This window comes from Enterobacter cloacae complex sp. IR5412 (genome assembly GCF_049237385.1).
Classification (GTDB): domain Bacteria; phylum Pseudomonadota; class Gammaproteobacteria; order Enterobacterales; family Enterobacteriaceae; genus Enterobacter; species Enterobacter intestinihominis.
This window is the reverse complement of record NZ_JBMKHQ010000002.1, coordinates 75,677-91,185: the sequence shown is the minus strand read 5'-3', so window position 1 is coordinate 91,185 and position 15,509 is coordinate 75,677. Positions and strand designations below refer to the sequence as shown.

Below are 15,509 nucleotides of genomic sequence, written 5' to 3'. Positions count from 1 at the left end.
ACTTACAAGGAGATAGTTATGCAGCATCATTTCAAAAACGTCATTTTCCAGCGTATCGCGAAGGGTTCAACGGTTGGCAATCAGGTAAAGCTAAACGATGTTCTTGCTAATGGGAAGACAGAATCAGCTCTGCTAGAGGCGCTTCAGAAGCAATTTAAGGGCGATACGATAAAGTTGAAAAGCTACCAATAAGTTCAGGCCACTTCGGTGGCCTTTTTCATGCCTTAACTCCACCAACGGATAAATCATGACTGACAAATTAACTCTCGCCGTTGGTGATAACGGGGGCTTAGACATACATAAAATCCGGGAGTGTGTTGCATACAGCCCTTTAAGTCCAACTGGCCTGGTGTGGATAAAAAGCTCTGGGAGAGTTAAAGCCGGAGACCATGCTGGAAGCTACAACGGCGCGCGTGGTTACTACTACGTCACCATCAATAAGAAAAAGTATCTTGCCCATAGAGTGGTATGGGTATTGATGCATGGCGCGCTTGGGTCATCGGTTGATGTCGACCACAAAGACGGCAATACCACCAATAACAAACTCGAAAACCTTCGCCCAGCAACGAGAGCAGAAAACCTAAAGAATACCCCACTTCGGAAAGATAACTCATCCGGCGTTAAGGGGCTTTCGTGGCACTCAAAAAACTGCGGGTGGCAGGGGCGAATTTGGGATAACGGAAAAATCCACCGCAAGTTCTCTACATCTAGAGGCGTAGTTGAGGCCTGGCTAATTGAGATGAGGGAGAGTCTTCATGGCGAATTTGCGAGGCACGAATGAGTGATAAATTAACACTTGCGGTAAATCACGCTCTTAACGATGCGCAGATGGCGCGCGCCCGTATGGGACTGATGGCGCCAACTATGGGGCTGGACAATAAGCGCCATTCTGCATGGTGCGAGTATGGCTTCCCTGAGCAAGTAACCTACGAAAACCTTTATTCCCTGTACCGTCGCGGTGGTATCGCTCACGGTGCCGTTGAGAAGCTGGTGGGCAAATGCTGGCAGACTAACCCGGAAATCATCGAGGGTGACGATGCCGACGAGAGCGAAAACGAAACCGCCTGGGAAAACAAGTCAAAGCAGGTATTCAACAACCGGTTCTGGCGCTCATTTGCCGAGGCGGATCGTCGTCGCCTTGTCGGTCGTTATGCAGGCATCCTTCTGCACGTCCGCGATGAAAAAGACTGGAACCTTCCGGTTACCAAAGGGCGAGGGTTGCAGAAGGTTTCCGTGGCATGGGCCGGATCGCTAACGGTGAGCGAGTGGGACACTGGGCTGAACTCGAAGACTTACGGTCAGCCGAAAATGTGGCAGTACGCCGAACGCTTGCCGAATGGTTCAAGTCGCCGCGTCAATATCCACCCCGATCGCGTTTTCATCCTTGGTGATTACTCAGACGATGCTATTGGCTTCCTTGAGCCAGCTTATAACGCCTTTGTGAGCCTGGAGAAGGTAGAGGGCGGGTCTGGTGAGTCATTCCTGAAGAACGCCGCTCGCCAGTTAGCACTTAGTTTCGACAAGGAAATCGACTTTGGCAGCATTGCATCTATGTACGGCGTTAAAGTAGATGAGTTGCAGGATAAATTTAATGACGCTGCTCGCGAGATGAATCGCGGAAATGATGTGCTGCTTTCTCTCCAGGGGGCCAGCGTAACCTCCCTCGTTTCTCCGGTTTCTGATCCGTCTCCAACCTATAACGTAAACCTGCAAACAGCCGCCGCAGGAGTTGATATTCCTACGCGTATTCTGGTTGGTAACCAGCAGGCTGAGCGGTCCAGCACTGAAGACCAGAAATACTTTAATGCTCGCTGTCAGTCGCGCCGAGTAGACCTCGCTTTCGAGATAGAGGACTTCTGCGACAAGCTTATCGATCTGCAGATCGTCGATTCAGTCAGCCAGAAGACCGTTATCTGGGACGACCTCAATGCGCAAAGCGACAGTGAAAAACTGGATGCCGCTCAGAAGATGTCGCAAATCAACAGCGCTTCCATCGGCACGGGTGAGCAGGTGTTTACTGGTGAAGAAATTCGCGTGGCCGCCGGGTATGAGGGTTCGCCCGAACCACTTCCAGAGGTAGATGATGACGAAGAGGAAAGCGAAGTCACCGATACTTCCGGGAAACCTTAAAGACCCGACGGGTGCCGACCGACTTGAGCGCGGGGCAATGAGCGAGTTCGCCAGGCGAATGAAGCGAATTGGCAAGGCGTACAAGGGCATTCTCGACCGCATTCCTGCATCGCCATCAGTAAACCAGCGTTACACCTTCGACCTCGATTCCACCCAGCTATCAATGCTCCTCAGCAATGCTTCATTGCTGGTTGATGAGATTTTGGGTGCAGATAACGAGACAGGATTCTGGTTCTGGGCTGATTACGTCAACCCGGCGTATCAGCGCGGCACGGCGCAGGAGTTCGCCAATCTGTCACAGCAGTCTGCCGTGTACGCAGCTGGACAGGAAAGCGTATCGACAATCCTTCTGAGTGAGCCGTACCGACGCAGACTGATTCTGGTTCGCGCTCGCACCTTCGAGGAAATGAAGAACCTCAGCGCCAGTGTGAAAGCGGATATGGCGCGGATACTGACCGATGGACTTGGGCGCGGACAAAATCCACTGGAGATAGCTAAGCGCCTTACTGAGCAGGCGGGGATTGAGTCTCGCCGGGCTAATCGTATTGCCAGGACGGAGATTACCACCGCGCTGCGCCGTGCGCGCCTGGACGAAGACGACGAAGCCAGAGAACGATATGGCATCCGTACAAAGCAGATGCACATATCAGCGCTCAGCCCGACGACCCGAAGCACCCATGCCGCGCGTCACGCCCATCTGTATACCGCAGAAGAGCAGCGGGAGTGGTGGGCTAAGGATGCAAACGGCGTGAACTGCAAATGCTCCACGATCGCGGTTATGGTCGATGAAAGCGGCAAGCCGTTAAGTGACACCATCATCGATAAAGCTCAGAAAACATTTAACACAATGAAAGCCCGTGGCTACCAATGGGCTAAGGGTTAACTCATGCCAATGCAAGTTAATGTCACCTCGAAGGTGAACAGTAAGGCCATCCGGCGCGAACAGCACAACGGACGCGAGCACTGGGTTGTTCCTTCCTACACCCTTCCGGCGAACGTGGTCATGAACGGCGGTCTGTATCCGGCCAGCGAGATTGACCAGCACTACAGTGGACTGGAGGGGACGCTGGCACCGCTTGGACATCCACAGTTCAACGGTCAGTTTGTTTCTGCTTTTAGTCCTGAGGGGCTGAATGTGGGTTATGTAGGGGCATGGAACAAAAACGTCAAGAAGTCCGGCAACCGCGTCTACGTCGAGAAATGGATCGACACAGAAGTGGCAAAGCGCACGGATGACGGAAAGCGCCTCCTTGAGCGTCTTGAAGCGCTGGAGAAAGGCGAGGATGTTCCGCCAATCCATACCAGCGTTGCCGTATTCCTGGAGGAACTTGAAGCGAACGATGAGCAGAAAGCTCAGGGGGCTTCATGGGTTGCGAAAATTCAGGCGATGGACCATGACGCCATCCTTCTGGATGAGGTTGGCGCAGCTACGCCAGAACAGGGGGTAGGGATGATGGTAAATGCTGATCTTGCTACTCCACTGAAAGCTAATTCCGGCGCTCTGGTGGGGGAAACCTATCGCGAGCGTGAGCAGAGGCTGGAGAAGGCAGCGAAAGATAAATTCGCTCCCGGCGAGAAAGAATACGCCTGGGTGGCTGATTTCACTGACTCACAGGCCGTAATCATCCTCAACAATGGCGATCCGAAGGTTTACGGATACAAATCTGAGGGCGGAAAGATTGTCTTTGACGATACCGGGACAGATGTTCAGCGCCAGAGTTCATGGGTTGCCGTCGTCAACAAGCTCAAATCATTTTTCACACCGCAGGAACAGCCTGCACCAAACCACAAAACGGAGGGCGACATGCCTTTAACCAAAGAAGAACTGGAACAAATCGGCAGCATGGTTAGCGAGGCCGTCGCCACCAATACCGAAAAGGCTATTAAGCCTCTGGCGGAGAAGGTTGATGCGCTACAGGCCAACCAGGACAAGCTGACCGAAACCCTGACCGCCAACTCCCGCGCCGAAGAGAAATCGAAGCGTGAAGCGGTCGCAAAAGTTCACGGCGAAATCGTGGCCAACGCGCTTTCTGGCGAAGCGCTGGACGCGATGTTCAAAACCATCGGTGAATCCGCGCCGCTGGGCACTAATTCTGCGCAACAGCAGAAAGAAACCGGTGCGCCGAACCCTGACGAATACTTCAAGAAATAAGGAGCCAGACTAATGGCACGTTATCGCCGCGTTAATATCGACGGTCAGTCTCTGTACAAGACCGAAACCCGCGCCGCCGCAGCAGCACTGCTGCCTGGTACGGCTGCTGTTATCAATGGCGACAATCAGTTTGCGCAGGCAACTGCGCTTACTGGTCGCATCTACATCATCGACGTGGCCTACCATCAGGGCTTGAATATCACAGAAGCGGTTCCCGCTGGTGATTCCGCTGTAGGCAACTACGTCGAAGAAGGCCGCGAGATGGCGCTGCTCTGCGTCGCCGGAACCTACGCCAAAGACGACCCGATCAAGCTGGGCGCAGATGGTAAGTTCACGAAGGCAACGGCGGATACCGATTCGGTGATCGGCTACAGCCAGGATGATGCAACCATTGCCGCCAGCACTACCGATTTCATCCGCGTGCGTATGCGCGTTGGCACTGTAGCTTCGCCGGCAACCGGCGGCGGCGAGTAAAGGAGAGCAAGAATGTATTTTACCCCCGAAACACTGGCTGCTAACAGCCGACTGCGCGGGCACTGGAATGAGCTGTGGGCCAACCGCAACATCTTCAACCATCATCACGACATGATGGTTAACTCATATCGCCAGAGCATGACCCCGGAAATGCTGGCAGCTAACGCTGTAGGTGGCTTCGCCCGTGAGTTCTGGGCCGAGATTGACCGCCAGATTATCCAGATGCGCGATCAGGAAATTGGCATGGAAATCGTCAATGACCTGATGGGTGTGCAGACCATTCTGCCAATCGGCAAAACTGCAAAGCTGTATAACGTCTCCGGCGATATCGCTGATGATGTCTCTATCAGCATTGACGGTCAGGCGCCTTACTCTTTCGACCATACCGAGTTTGGCTCTGATGGCGACCCTGTTCCGGTATTCACTGCTGGTTATGGCGTTAACTGGCGTCATGCTGCAGGGCTCAGCACCGTCGGTATCGATCTGGCTCTGGAATCGCAGTCGGCCAAGATGCGTAAATTCCACAAAAAACGCGTCAACTTCTACCTGAATGGCGATGCCAGCATCGTTGTAGATGGCATGCCGGCTCAGGGCATGAAAAACCACCGCAACACTCAGAAAATCAACCTTGGTAGCGGTGCTGGCGGTGCCAACATCGACCTCACCACTGCAACCCCGGCGCAGTTGCTGGCATTCTTCGGCCCGACCGGTCCGTTTGGGCTGACGGCTCGCACCAACAAAGTAACTGCTTACGACAAGCTGTGGGTTAGCCCGGAAGTGTGGGCCAACATGGCGAAGCCATACCTGGTAGACATTAACACCGGCACCAATGCGTTACTGAGCGGCACGGTTTTGGATGCGATCAGCAAGTTCATTCCTGCGAAGTCTATCCAGATGACCTACGCGCTTTCCGGTAATGAATTCCTCGCTTATGAGCGTCGTCAGGACGTGATTTCTCCGCTGGTCGGTATGGCTGTCGGCGTTGTCCCTCTGCCGCGCCCAATGCCTCAGTCGAATTATAATTTCCAGATTATGAGCGCTGAGGGTCTGCAAATTAAGAAAGACGGCGAAGGCCTGTCCGGCGTGGTCTACGCCGCCAATCTGGCATAAGGAGATCAGCATGGCTAAATACCAGGTAACCAGAGCATGGCATGGAGTGAACGTCGGTGATGTGGTTGAAATTGAGAAACTGCATCCTGCGCTAAAGCCTCATGTTATGAAACTCTCTGATGCGGCATTAACACCGGCGACGCCAGAGGCTGGCACGGATGTGAAATCCCGAAAAGAGATTATCGCAGCGCGCCTGACGGAGCTGGGTATCGAGTTTAAAGGCAATCTCGGGGCTGAAAAGCTCGGTGAATTGTTGCCTGATGGTGAACTCGAAAAACTGTTCCCTGCTGAATAACCGCCGCGAAAGCGGTTTTTTTATGCCCCGCTCCGGCGGGGCTAATAAGGTGCATAACATGATCCCAGAAGATATGAAGCAACCATTGCCGCACACGCAGTTTGCTGAGATTTCATCGTTGAGCGTCACCGATGAGATCAGTTTGGCAATATCCAGTACCACCGAACTGGTTAAAGACTCGTCGAGCGTGGAACGACTGATTCTCCTGAAGCATCTTCGCGCGCTTTGCGATCTGCAACTCAATAAATTATCAGGGCTGGAATAGCTATGGTAACGCTGGAGAAGGCCAAAGAGTATTTGCAGAGCCAGGGAATAAATCTTCCTGACTTCATGCTTCAGTCGTTAGTGGATGATGTTAACAGCATTCAGGAATGCCTTGATTCTCACTATCCGGCATCAAAGGCGTTGGCAATCCAGATGTATTTGCTTGCACTGATGGGTCTGGGGCAAGGCGATAAGTACATTAGCTCCCAGACTGCACCCAATGGTGCATCGCGTTCATTCCGGTATCAGTCGTTCACCGATCGCTGGAAAGGGGCGTTGGCACTGTTGCGTGGCGCTGACAAACACGGCTGTGCTAATGACCTCATCCCTCCTGACCCGACAAATACAGCGTTTGCTGGTATCTGGATTGGCCGAGGTGGATGCATGTGTGGGAGTAAGTAATGGCATGGATATCCGTTAAGCAGCGATTGCCTGAGCCGTTCGTCAAAGTCTGGGTGATGACCGACAGTGGTAAGCGCGTTACCGGCTATGTCAAAAGCAACGGTGACTGGTATCTGTTGTGCCGGAAGGTTGCAGCGGAGAAACCGGAGGTGATCCGGTGGGAGGATGGCAATGTCTGAGACAGCACGCTGGAGTTACACCAACGTTGCAACCATCTACCCGCGCGTCTACGACGACTGGAGCAGCACCTGGACAAACGGAACTCCATACCTGATTGACTGCACCTGGACGGCAAACAAGGAAGTTGCGGTAGATGCCAGCGGGAAAGAGTTCACCACGAACCTGATTTTCTTCACTGAACTGAAGCGTAATGGCATCGATGAGACCATGCCGAAGCGCGACTGGTATATCGCCAGAGGTGACACAACATCTCAGGCCGAACCGCTGAAAGCTGGTGCAAACGTCATCAAGGCGGTGACGGAATGGGATATGTCATTCTTCGAAGAAGAACCAGACTACAAAATTCTGACGTGAGGGGATCATGCCCGTTAAAGGTATCAAGCGTGTTCAGATGAACACCCGCAAGGTGCTGAGTGATATCGCTGGCATCCGAACGGAGAAGGTTCTCTATGAAGTCATGAATGCCGGGGCCAACCATGCAGCGCTGATTACTCCGGTTGCGAAAACATCAGTTCTCATCAACAGCCAATACAAAAAACTCGAACCAATGCCATCAGGAATGATTGGGCGGGTGGGTTATACGGCTAACTATGCCGCCGCAGTTAATGCCGCAAGGGGCAAGCTGAAAGGCAAGCCAAGGCCAGACGGCAGCGGCAATTACTGGGATCCAGATGGCGAACCGGACTTCCTCCGCAAAGGCTTTGAGCGAGACGGCCTCAACGAGATTAAGGCCATCATCAGGCAAGGATACAAAGTATGACGCGTAGCGAGGTGTATGACGCTCTGAGAGCGTGGTTGCAGTCGCATGGCTTTGATGTTGGTTATCGCGTCCAGAAGCGATTCTGGAATGAGTTGGAGAATACCGAGGGGGAAAGATACCTTGTCATCCAGCAGAACGGTGGCGGCAAGCCAGAAGTAGCGATAACCCGCGATTATTTCCGCATCCTCCTCCTGTCAGGCCAGAACGACAGCAATATTAACGAGATTGAAGATCGCGCCGACGCCATCCGCCAGGCGATGATCGACGACTACAAAACCGAATGCATCATTTCGATGCAGCCAATAGGCGGCATCACCGCCATCCAGACCGAAGAAGGGCGTTACCTCTTCGATATTTCCTTTCAAACCATCATTTCCAGATAACACGGAGATAAATCACTATGGCGTGTGAATCGGGCGCTTTTACCGGGCGCGACGTCGTCGTTTATTACGCGATTGGATGCCCTGAAGTACAACCCACCGCCAGCGCTTACCGCCGACTCGGCATGATGCGCGGCAAAACAGTAAATGCAGAGTGGGAAACCGCAGATGCGACCGGCGACATGAGCGCTGCATTTACGCAAGAGAGCCTCGTTACCTACAAGAATATTTCGTTCTCAGGTGACGGCGTGACCCGCAAAGAGGATGTTTATGCGCAGAACGCGCTTAAGCGTCACGTCTACAACCCGCCAGCAGAGACCAGCAACCAGCCGTATGTGTGGTTCAAAATCATCTCTCCGAACGATATCACCGAAGGGCCGTTCATGGTGACATCATGGGGTGATGAGGCGCCGCACGACGACGTTGCCACCTGGTCTGTTGAAGCGTCCAGTGCCGGTCAGGTTGACGTGCGTGACGTTGGCGCAACTATCACCATCACTACCCAGCCACAGAATCGCACGCTGACCGTTGGCGATACGCTGAACCTGTCGGTGGCTGCGACTGTGTCTGACAATTCAGCACTGACTTACCAGTGGAAGAAGGGGGGTAGTGACATCTCTGGCGCAACATCAGCAACATTCAACAAAGCAAACGTGGCTGCCGGTGATGCCGGATCATACAGTTGTCAGGTGTCTTCCTCCACAGCGGGCAGCGTGACGTCCGGGTCTGCTACGGTTGTTGTCAACGCAGCGTGATATCATGGGGCTTCGGCCCCTTTTTTTTTGAGAGGTTTCATGAAAGCAATAACCGATATCGGCCAGGCCGTTGTCCGCGCCAGTGGCAAAGAGATATTCCTCAACCCATCATTCCTCGCCATGTCTCGTATTGGGTCGCCGGAACAGATTGTTGATGCTTTCGTGAAGGTTCATGCCGGGCATTACCCGAAACACCGAATCTCCGATACTCAAATCCTGAAGGCGGCCAATGCCCGATGCTTTGCTGAAATGGCAGCGTCGGCGGCAAACGTAGTCCGCCATTGCTCGGAGGGTGATGTTGCAGAGTTGATTGGTTCGTACTCGGTGAACGCGGCAGGGCGGCTGCTGTTCAAGCCTGGGGCTATCCCGATCGAGGATGTTATCCAGATTGCCCGCCACCTGATTCTGCATGGCGTAATGGGCGATCAGCCGCCGGAAGAGTTCGAAGGTAAGAAGGGCGAATACAGTGACAAATTCGATGTACGGTCATTCGTCTACACCGCTGTTGCTCACCTCGGCATGAGCGAGTCTGATGCCTGGAACATGACAATGACCAGCTTCCGCGCCGCCATGAATGCCAAGTTCCCGCAGAAAGAGAAAGCCAGAGTGCCAACCCAGGAGAAATACGACGAGGTTATGGACTGGGCCGAGCAAATGCTGGCTATCGACGCGCAACGTAACGGACCGCATTAATCTCCTTGATCTCCATACAGCGGCTGTGGCTGAAGGCAAAGCCACGGAATCACAGAGGCCAAGTAACTTCATCAAAAGGGCCAAATTAAAAAGTTTGCGCAAGAACTGACCAAAGCTACAAAAATAGCTTCGGTCAAGATTATCAAAGGTGGTGCTCAGCCTGGTATCTGGGGGTTAGAACTGGTGGCGATTCGCTATGCCGCATGGCTTAGTGTTGAATTCGAAATAAAAGTGTACCAAACCTTTCAGATGGTGATCCGAAACGGCATCAGTGCCATGTCCCGCCTGAACAAAATCGACCACATCATCAATACCGAAACCAAACAGATCAGTCAGTGCGCCAGCCAGATGGCCCGGTGGGGAGTTGGCGGACGCAAAAAGCTACTCCATGCAGCGCGTGATCGCGTTGCTGATGAGGTGCAAATGTATTTGCCGGGTATTTACTGAGAAAAAGAAGCCGCCAGAAAACTGACGGCCATCAGAGATCCGCAATGGCGCGGAAAATCGGTGATAGAGCATTTGAAAACCACAAAGATTGAGGGGGTGGTTGTCGTTTACTCATTTAGTCTATGGCTATAGGATAATGCCTAAAATGGCGTAGAGGGATAAAGGAATGAAAAAACTACCAATTATTGCGATCTGCGTTGCACTCCTCGCTGGTTGCGCAGGAATCATGGAGAAACAGGAACCGATCTGTGAAGGTGTGGCAATGCTCGGCGGGCAAGATACCACCGTGCAGATTTACGGAGTTCGCAAAGTAGCCAACCAGACCCAGTATCGCGCCGGCTATCCGTTCAACTGGCAGTGGGTATCAAAGAACAATTTCTCCAGCACTACCTGCGACAAGAAGCCAGAGATTCGTAACGACCTTCCAACCAAATCTGCCTGATTGAAGCGCGCATCCGAACCCGCTTAACTGCGGGTTTTGTCGTTGCGCCGATCCCTGCTGATTATTCCGTCAACTGGTGGTAGGATTTGACCATCTTTTACTGATGGGGATAGGGATATGCATATCGACATACCGGGCGCTATCAATGACTATTTCACAGTTAGTGGCTCGGAAGAAAAAACATATAAATCAAACAGAAGCAGAATAAGGGCGCTTGTTGAAATACGGAACCAGAAAATTCAGCAAGTGATCGCTGATGGGGGGAACATACATACCGCATCCTTAGATTTACAAGATCAGGTTAGTGACTTTTTTTCTGAAGCTCCGGTAGAAGCACAAGTTGTGCTTTTTGAAACGCTCGCTGAAGAGATGCTAGCCTCAGCATCAGCAATAAATGATGAAACTACCAAACTCAACGCTCAAGCCGCATCAAGCGAGGCGACAGGTCATGCAATTGGCCAGTGGATAGGCGCTGGTATTTTGCTGATGTTCATTCTTTTTATGTTCGGTTTATTAAAATAGTAAGACTCATCTTACCCCCAAGACCTCGCTCCGGCGGGGTTTTTTATTGCCTGGAGAAATTGAAATGACCCAGAACGTCGGCGATATTGAATATGTGATTAAGGCCGATACGGCACAGTTGCTGCGTGCTGATAAGGAGGTGGTCAAAGCCACCGACAATATGCAGGATGGTTTTGACGCAGCTGATGATGCGGCGCAATCACTTTCTTCTTCTCTGGGCGAATTGAGTAAAATTGCCGCGGCTGTAATGGCGATCCTTTCTGTTAACCAAGTGTCGCAATATGCCGATGCATGGACCGAACTGAACAACAAATTAGCGAATGCGCTGCGGCCAAATGAAGAGTTGGTGGACGTTACAGAGCGGGTATTCAACATTACTCAGCAAACGCGTTCTAGCCTGGAGGCTACTGCCTCTCTCTATGCCCGACTGGAGCGTGCAACCCGCCAGTACGGCACGAGTGCGCAGGACCTTGTAAAACTCACAACGATAATCAACCAAGGTTTTGTGGTTTCAGGTGCTACCGCTGAAGAAGCAGAGAACGCGATTATTCAGCTATCTCAAGGCTTGGCGTCTGGTGCATTACGCGGGGAAGAATTCAACTCTGTAAACGAGCAGGGTAATCGTCTAATTGTCGCTCTTGCGGATTCAATGGGCGTGACAATTGGCCAGATGCGCCAGTTAGCCGCTGAAGGTAAGCTTACTACCGATGTTGTTGTGAATGGCCTGCTATCCCAGGGAGCAACCATTGGAGCTGAATTCGCCAAAACTACGACAACAATCAGCCAAGCAATGCAAGTTGCTGGCAATAATATTACTAAATTTATTGGAGAGAGCTCTTCTGTGAAAGCGGGTGTTGCTATCTTCAATGACGCCATAATCACAGCAAGCAATAATATTTCAGGTCTGAGCATGGCTTTGACCGCAGTCGCTGCTGTAATGGGAAGTCGATATATTGGCGCTCTGACTATGGCTGCTACTGCGCAAGTTCGTAACACTGCCTCGCAAATTGCTGCTGCCAAAGCAGCAGTAGTAACTACCTCAGCTGCTGAAGCTCAAGCTGCTGCGCAATTACGCTCTGCTCAGTCTAGTAAGAACGCAGCAACCTCTGATCTCAATCTTGCTCAGGCCAGATTAAACACTCTTAAAGCAACTGCTGCTTCTTCCGTAGAAGAGGTCAGACTAGCGACTGCGGAAGCGCAAACCATCCGAACGCAGCTTGCGCAAATTAACTCTGAGAAAGCGCTTGAGGCTCAGCGTTTACGCGCTCAAATTACCGAACAAGGCCGGATTCAGGCTGCAACTCGCATGGCTCAGCTGCAGCAGGCATCTGCTGCATTAACTACGCGACTTGCGGCTGCCGAGGCTACTGCCTCTCAATCCCGGGCAGCTGCAATTGCATCTGCAGAAGCTAAGGTTTCCGCTGCAAGAATCGCCTTGGCTAATGCCACTGGCGTCGCAACAGCAGCCAATGGTAGATTTATCGCATCGCAAGAGGCATCAGCAGTGGCATCACGCGCGGCTTCAGCTGCAGCCGCCTTGGCGAGAGGTGCTCTTTCCCTTATTGGTGGTCCTGCTGGTGCAGCCATGATTGCGGCTGGAGCCATATTCTATTTTTGGCAGAAAGCTCAGCAAGCCAAACAAGAGGCAATTGCCTTTGCTGATGGTTTAGACAAGCTCAACTCATCTTTAAAATCATTGAGCAACACTCAACTGCGAGGAACCATTGCTGATGCCAATGTGTCAATCCGGGCGCAAAAAGATGAAATAGCTGATTTAGAGTCGGATATCGCATCGCTTCAAAATCGCTACAAGAGCTTTACTCCAGCCGCCCAAGCTTATGCGGATTCAATGGGGCAGGGAGCAGAGTTCAGCCAACGGCAGGCTGAGGTTTCAGATGAACTGAACGGGAAGATTCGGGATCTCGCCAACAAAAAGGATAAGCTTGCTAGAACAGAAAATACTGCCTCAGAAGCGAACCGTTTGCTTACTAATAATATGCTTTCATCGATGGGTGTGCATGATCAACTCATTGAAAAAGGCACCACTCTGGAGAGAGTTCAAGGAGCTGTTGCGAAAGCCTTCGGTAATACTGCAGATGAGATTAACCGGGCCAATCAGGCCGGGCAGAATTTCAACCCCAAGTCATTACAGATCGCCCCTCCAACTGCAGATGGCGATAAAGTAATCCTGAACCTTGAAGAGCAGAACGAGCTTCTGAAAATACAGGATGAACGCCAGCGGGCAGTGGCAAAAGCCAGAATGGCGGCATCTAAGGTTACTGACAACCCTAATCAGATCGCGTCTGCTGAGCGTCTGGCTGCAGAGAATTACGATCTACAGGAAGCTGAGGAGGCACGGCGCAAAGCGCAGCAGCAGAATGAACAGCAGGGAAAAAGCGCAGCCACTCAGATGGAGGCCAACGCCCAGAAAATTGCTGATTATAAGCAGCGCGCAGAAACTGCTGCCGGGGCAACACAGGATTTGTCACGCGAACAGGCCATGCTAAGGGCTGAGCAGTCTCTTAATAAAAGCGCTACGGCTGGGCAAATTGATGAAATAAGAAAATATGCTGCCGCTGAATGGGACGCAGCCAATGCGGTGAAGATGCGGCAGCAGGCCGAGCAAGGTAAAAAGTTTGCACAGCAGGAGATCGTTGCAAACGTGACCACCCCTGACGCCGTAACGGGCGCAGTGCAAAATCCAACGGCTCTTATTGATTTGCAGGAGCAGCAGAAGTTAGCGGCACTTGCTAAGTATCAGACCATAGACAAGGAAAATACACAGCTTTACGAAGATGCCAAGACGGCCATTCAGGAGCAGGCAGCAAACGCCAGGAGGAAAATTGCTGTAGATGAGGCCAATGCACAAACTGAGGCGATAGGCTCCATTCTCGGCTCGGCGTCACAGGGGTTTGATAGCCTGGCGTCAATTATCGCAAACACGTCTGGAAAGAGCAGTGGTGCATATGTTGCCATGTTCGCTGCTGCAAAAGCATTCGCGATAGCGCAATCAACCCTGAGTCTTAACACGGCGATTATGCAAGCCATGGCCGATCCGACTGCTCTTACGCCAGCACAAAAAATGGCGAACTACGCAGCCATCGCCTCGGCCGGCGCTTCCCTGCTTTCGAATATTGCAAGTGTCACCATGAGTGGCGGTCGTCGCTACGGCGGCACGGTATCTGCTGGAAACGCCTATCGTGTCAACGAGGATGGTCGTTCTGAAATCTTCCAGACCGCCGGGGGTCAGCAGGCATTCATCCCGAACCAGTCAGGGAAGATCATTCCTGCTGATAAGGTTGGAGGTGGCGGTGGGGTGGTTGTGCAGCAAACGAACCATTACCATTTTGATGGAAGCCCAAACAGCCCTGAGACCGTTAAGCAATTTGAAAAAATGGCTTACAACGCCGCACTACGAGCGATAAGTAATGAGCAGCGACCAAATGGTCTACTGCGCAAGGGTAGATAATGGCGGAGTTTATCCGCCATCAGATGCTCTAAGCTTGTCCCAGCCCTAATTTAACAATGTCACGGATGTATTCTTGGGCACCATTCAGATAATCCATTACCTCAGGGGTAGCGCCTTCTGAAGGAACTTCAATAGGTCTGGATTTTGCCATTTGGCTAAGGCGCTCTTTTTGGTTGTCATCGAGAACCGATATTACATATGCGGTAAGGGTTCTAAGAGCCAATATTTCAACTTCTGGAGGGAGGTTCTTTTCCATTGACTGCCTCTTTTATTAGCTAGGTAGTTAAAAGAGCTTTCGCGAAATTCAATTATTGCAATTTTTGAGGCAACTATGCCAGAAACATTCACATGGACACCGCAGCGAGCTTACCAGGTTGAACGCACACCCAACGTAGCCGTCGTTAAGCTCGGCGACAGTTACGAACAGCGACAGGTGAAGGGTATCAATCCACTGATGGATAAATACTCGCTCACCTTTCGCGGCGTCAGCGGAGCGTGCCGCAGTAACCCTGCGAAGGATGCAGAGGCATTCCTCAAAGCCAGGGGGGCGGTTGAATCGTTCTACTGGACGCCATCCGATACGGGAGTGCGGAAGCTGTTTGTCTGCCGCTCCTGGAATATGACAAAGACCGGGCCGCTGTTTGAACTGACGGCCACTTTTGAACAAGTACCACGATAAGCCGAAAGGCGGGAGACAGTTATGACTTTAGAACAACGTGTTGAAGAGTTAGAGGCTATTGTTGATTCAATGAAAGCACAGATGGAAGAAGTTATTAGCGCTCACACCTGTGCTTATAATCAAATCACTGCGAAATTAGATCAAATTGCCGTAATTCAAGCTGAACGCAAGGCTTGAATAGCAAGTTTTTCAATCTCACCGATGGTTTTATTCTTTATCTCATCTGGCGCTATATCTAGGTTTACCGAATAAAATTGGTCATTAGGGCCAATCAAATTAGCTTTTAATTTAAATGTATTTCCAGCGACCGCAAAAGAAATAAAGTCAATAGCGTTTAATTTCAATTCTGACATTA

Annotated in this window: 23 protein-coding genes and 1 pseudogene; 22 read left to right on the top strand and 2 right to left on the bottom strand. The window is 51.7% G+C overall.

The window, feature by feature from the left end; all coding sequences use genetic code 11:
• Positions 1 to 18 precede the first annotated feature (18 nt).
• The 20 genes and pseudogenes from ACOTX2_RS03780 (at position 19) to ACOTX2_RS03685 (ending at position 14,475) form a co-directional block, all read left to right on the top strand.
• Entirely contained in the window at positions 19 to 192 is a 174-nt protein-coding gene (locus ACOTX2_RS03780; protein WP_017383021.1) for a hypothetical protein, read from the top strand.
• Between the two features lie 55 nt (positions 193 to 247).
• A complete protein-coding gene (locus ACOTX2_RS03775; protein WP_017383020.1) occupies positions 248 to 781 on the top strand; it encodes an HNH endonuclease in 534 nt (177 codons plus the stop codon).
• Complete coding sequence (locus tag ACOTX2_RS03770) at positions 778 to 2,130, top strand: anti-CBASS protein Acb1 family protein (protein WP_421625879.1); 1,353 nt, start codon at positions 778 to 780, stop codon at positions 2,128 to 2,130. The genes ACOTX2_RS03775 and ACOTX2_RS03770 overlap by 4 nt, the downstream gene beginning before the upstream one ends.
• On the top strand, positions 2,084 to 3,013 hold the full coding sequence (locus ACOTX2_RS03765; RefSeq protein ID WP_094948577.1) for a phage minor head protein: 930 nt from the start codon (positions 2,084 to 2,086) through the stop codon (positions 3,011 to 3,013). Before ACOTX2_RS03770 ends, ACOTX2_RS03765 begins: the two co-directional genes overlap by 47 nt.
• A gap of 3 nt (positions 3,014 to 3,016) precedes the next feature.
• The gene (locus ACOTX2_RS03760; protein ID WP_421625878.1) at positions 3,017 to 4,282 is read left to right on the top strand and encodes a hypothetical protein; all 1,266 of its coding nucleotides are present in this window, start codon (positions 3,017 to 3,019) and stop codon (positions 4,280 to 4,282) included.
• Between the two features lie 12 nt (positions 4,283 to 4,294).
• Positions 4,295 to 4,756 (top strand): phage cement protein, encoded by a 462-nt coding sequence (locus tag ACOTX2_RS03755; protein WP_193048774.1) that lies wholly within the window; start codon positions 4,295 to 4,297, stop codon positions 4,754 to 4,756.
• 12 nt (positions 4,757 to 4,768) lie between these two features.
• Positions 4,769 to 5,866: a major capsid protein gene (locus ACOTX2_RS03750; protein ID WP_421625877.1), complete on the top strand. Its 1,098-nt coding sequence runs from the start codon at positions 4,769 to 4,771 to the stop codon at positions 5,864 to 5,866.
• Positions 5,867 to 5,876: 10 nt separating this feature from the next.
• Positions 5,877 to 6,161 (top strand): hypothetical protein, encoded by a 285-nt coding sequence (locus tag ACOTX2_RS03745; protein WP_100148701.1) that lies wholly within the window; start codon positions 5,877 to 5,879, stop codon positions 6,159 to 6,161.
• A 58-nt stretch (positions 6,162 to 6,219) separates the two neighbouring features.
• Positions 6,220 to 6,426 (top strand): hypothetical protein, encoded by a 207-nt coding sequence (locus ACOTX2_RS03740; protein WP_180239546.1) that lies wholly within the window; start codon positions 6,220 to 6,222, stop codon positions 6,424 to 6,426.
• 2 nt (positions 6,427 to 6,428) lie between these two features.
• Positions 6,429 to 6,827 (top strand): DUF7370 family protein, encoded by a 399-nt coding sequence (locus ACOTX2_RS03735; RefSeq protein ID WP_180239545.1) that lies wholly within the window; start codon positions 6,429 to 6,431, stop codon positions 6,825 to 6,827.
• Positions 6,827 to 7,006, top strand: a complete 180-nt coding sequence (locus ACOTX2_RS03730; RefSeq protein WP_200030004.1) for a DUF551 domain-containing protein — start codon at positions 6,827 to 6,829, stop codon at positions 7,004 to 7,006. The genes ACOTX2_RS03735 and ACOTX2_RS03730 overlap by 1 nt, the downstream gene beginning before the upstream one ends.
• Positions 6,999 to 7,361 (top strand): hypothetical protein, encoded by a 363-nt coding sequence (locus tag ACOTX2_RS03725; RefSeq protein ID WP_421625876.1) that lies wholly within the window; start codon positions 6,999 to 7,001, stop codon positions 7,359 to 7,361. Before ACOTX2_RS03730 ends, ACOTX2_RS03725 begins: the two co-directional genes overlap by 8 nt.
• A 7-nt stretch (positions 7,362 to 7,368) precedes the next feature.
• Positions 7,369 to 7,767, top strand: coding sequence for a hypothetical protein (locus ACOTX2_RS03720; protein WP_049132822.1), 399 nt, complete (start codon positions 7,369 to 7,371; stop codon positions 7,765 to 7,767).
• Positions 7,764 to 8,150 carry a phage tail termination protein gene (locus ACOTX2_RS03715; RefSeq protein ID WP_100185487.1) on the top strand — a complete coding sequence of 129 codons (387 nt, stop codon included), beginning with the start codon at positions 7,764 to 7,766 and terminating at the stop codon, positions 8,148 to 8,150. The genes ACOTX2_RS03720 and ACOTX2_RS03715 overlap by 4 nt, the downstream gene beginning before the upstream one ends.
• A 17-nt stretch (positions 8,151 to 8,167) precedes the next feature.
• Complete coding sequence (locus ACOTX2_RS03710; protein ID WP_058685349.1) at positions 8,168 to 8,902, top strand: phage tail tube protein; 735 nt, start codon at positions 8,168 to 8,170, stop codon at positions 8,900 to 8,902.
• 39 nt (positions 8,903 to 8,941) lie between these two features.
• Complete coding sequence (locus ACOTX2_RS03705; RefSeq protein ID WP_063216497.1) at positions 8,942 to 9,595, top strand: DUF6246 family protein; 654 nt, start codon at positions 8,942 to 8,944, stop codon at positions 9,593 to 9,595.
• Positions 9,591 to 10,042: pseudogene (locus ACOTX2_RS03700) on the top strand (KilA-N domain-containing protein). Before ACOTX2_RS03705 ends, ACOTX2_RS03700 begins: the two are co-directional and overlap by 5 nt.
• 166 nt (positions 10,043 to 10,208) lie before the next feature.
• A complete protein-coding gene (gene cor, locus ACOTX2_RS03695) occupies positions 10,209 to 10,484 on the top strand; it encodes a phage exclusion lipoprotein Cor (protein ID WP_000735926.1) in 276 nt (91 codons plus the stop codon).
• Between the two features lie 117 nt (positions 10,485 to 10,601).
• Positions 10,602 to 11,006 (top strand): hypothetical protein, encoded by a 405-nt coding sequence (locus ACOTX2_RS03690; protein WP_042889550.1) that lies wholly within the window; start codon positions 10,602 to 10,604, stop codon positions 11,004 to 11,006.
• 64 nt (positions 11,007 to 11,070) lie between these two features.
• Complete coding sequence (locus tag ACOTX2_RS03685) at positions 11,071 to 14,475, top strand: tape measure protein (RefSeq protein ID WP_395034509.1); 3,405 nt, start codon at positions 11,071 to 11,073, stop codon at positions 14,473 to 14,475.
• A 28-nt stretch (positions 14,476 to 14,503) separates the two neighbouring features.
• Here the strand turns inward: ACOTX2_RS03685 and ACOTX2_RS03680 are convergent, their stop codons facing one another.
• Positions 14,504 to 14,731 carry a hypothetical protein gene (locus ACOTX2_RS03680; RefSeq protein WP_047653432.1) on the bottom strand — a complete coding sequence of 76 codons (228 nt, stop codon included), beginning with the start codon at positions 14,729 to 14,731 and terminating at the stop codon, positions 14,504 to 14,506.
• Positions 14,732 to 14,806: 75 nt separating this feature from the next.
• Here ACOTX2_RS03680 and ACOTX2_RS03675 point away from each other — a divergent pair, with 75 nt between their 5' ends.
• Together ACOTX2_RS03675 and ACOTX2_RS03670 are read left to right on the top strand one after the other, a co-directional pair.
• Positions 14,807 to 15,154 (top strand): phage tail protein, encoded by a 348-nt coding sequence (locus ACOTX2_RS03675; protein ID WP_059520815.1) that lies wholly within the window; start codon positions 14,807 to 14,809, stop codon positions 15,152 to 15,154.
• A gap of 21 nt (positions 15,155 to 15,175) precedes the next feature.
• Complete coding sequence (locus ACOTX2_RS03670) at positions 15,176 to 15,331, top strand: hypothetical protein (protein ID WP_158606049.1); 156 nt, start codon at positions 15,176 to 15,178, stop codon at positions 15,329 to 15,331.
• Here the strand turns inward: ACOTX2_RS03670 and ACOTX2_RS03665 are convergent.
• A complete protein-coding gene (locus tag ACOTX2_RS03665) occupies positions 15,310 to 15,507 on the bottom strand; it encodes a hypothetical protein (protein ID WP_059520814.1) in 198 nt (65 codons plus the stop codon). The two genes, ACOTX2_RS03670 and ACOTX2_RS03665, sit on opposite strands and share 22 nt — an antisense overlap.
• Positions 15,508 to 15,509: the final 2 nt, after the last annotated feature.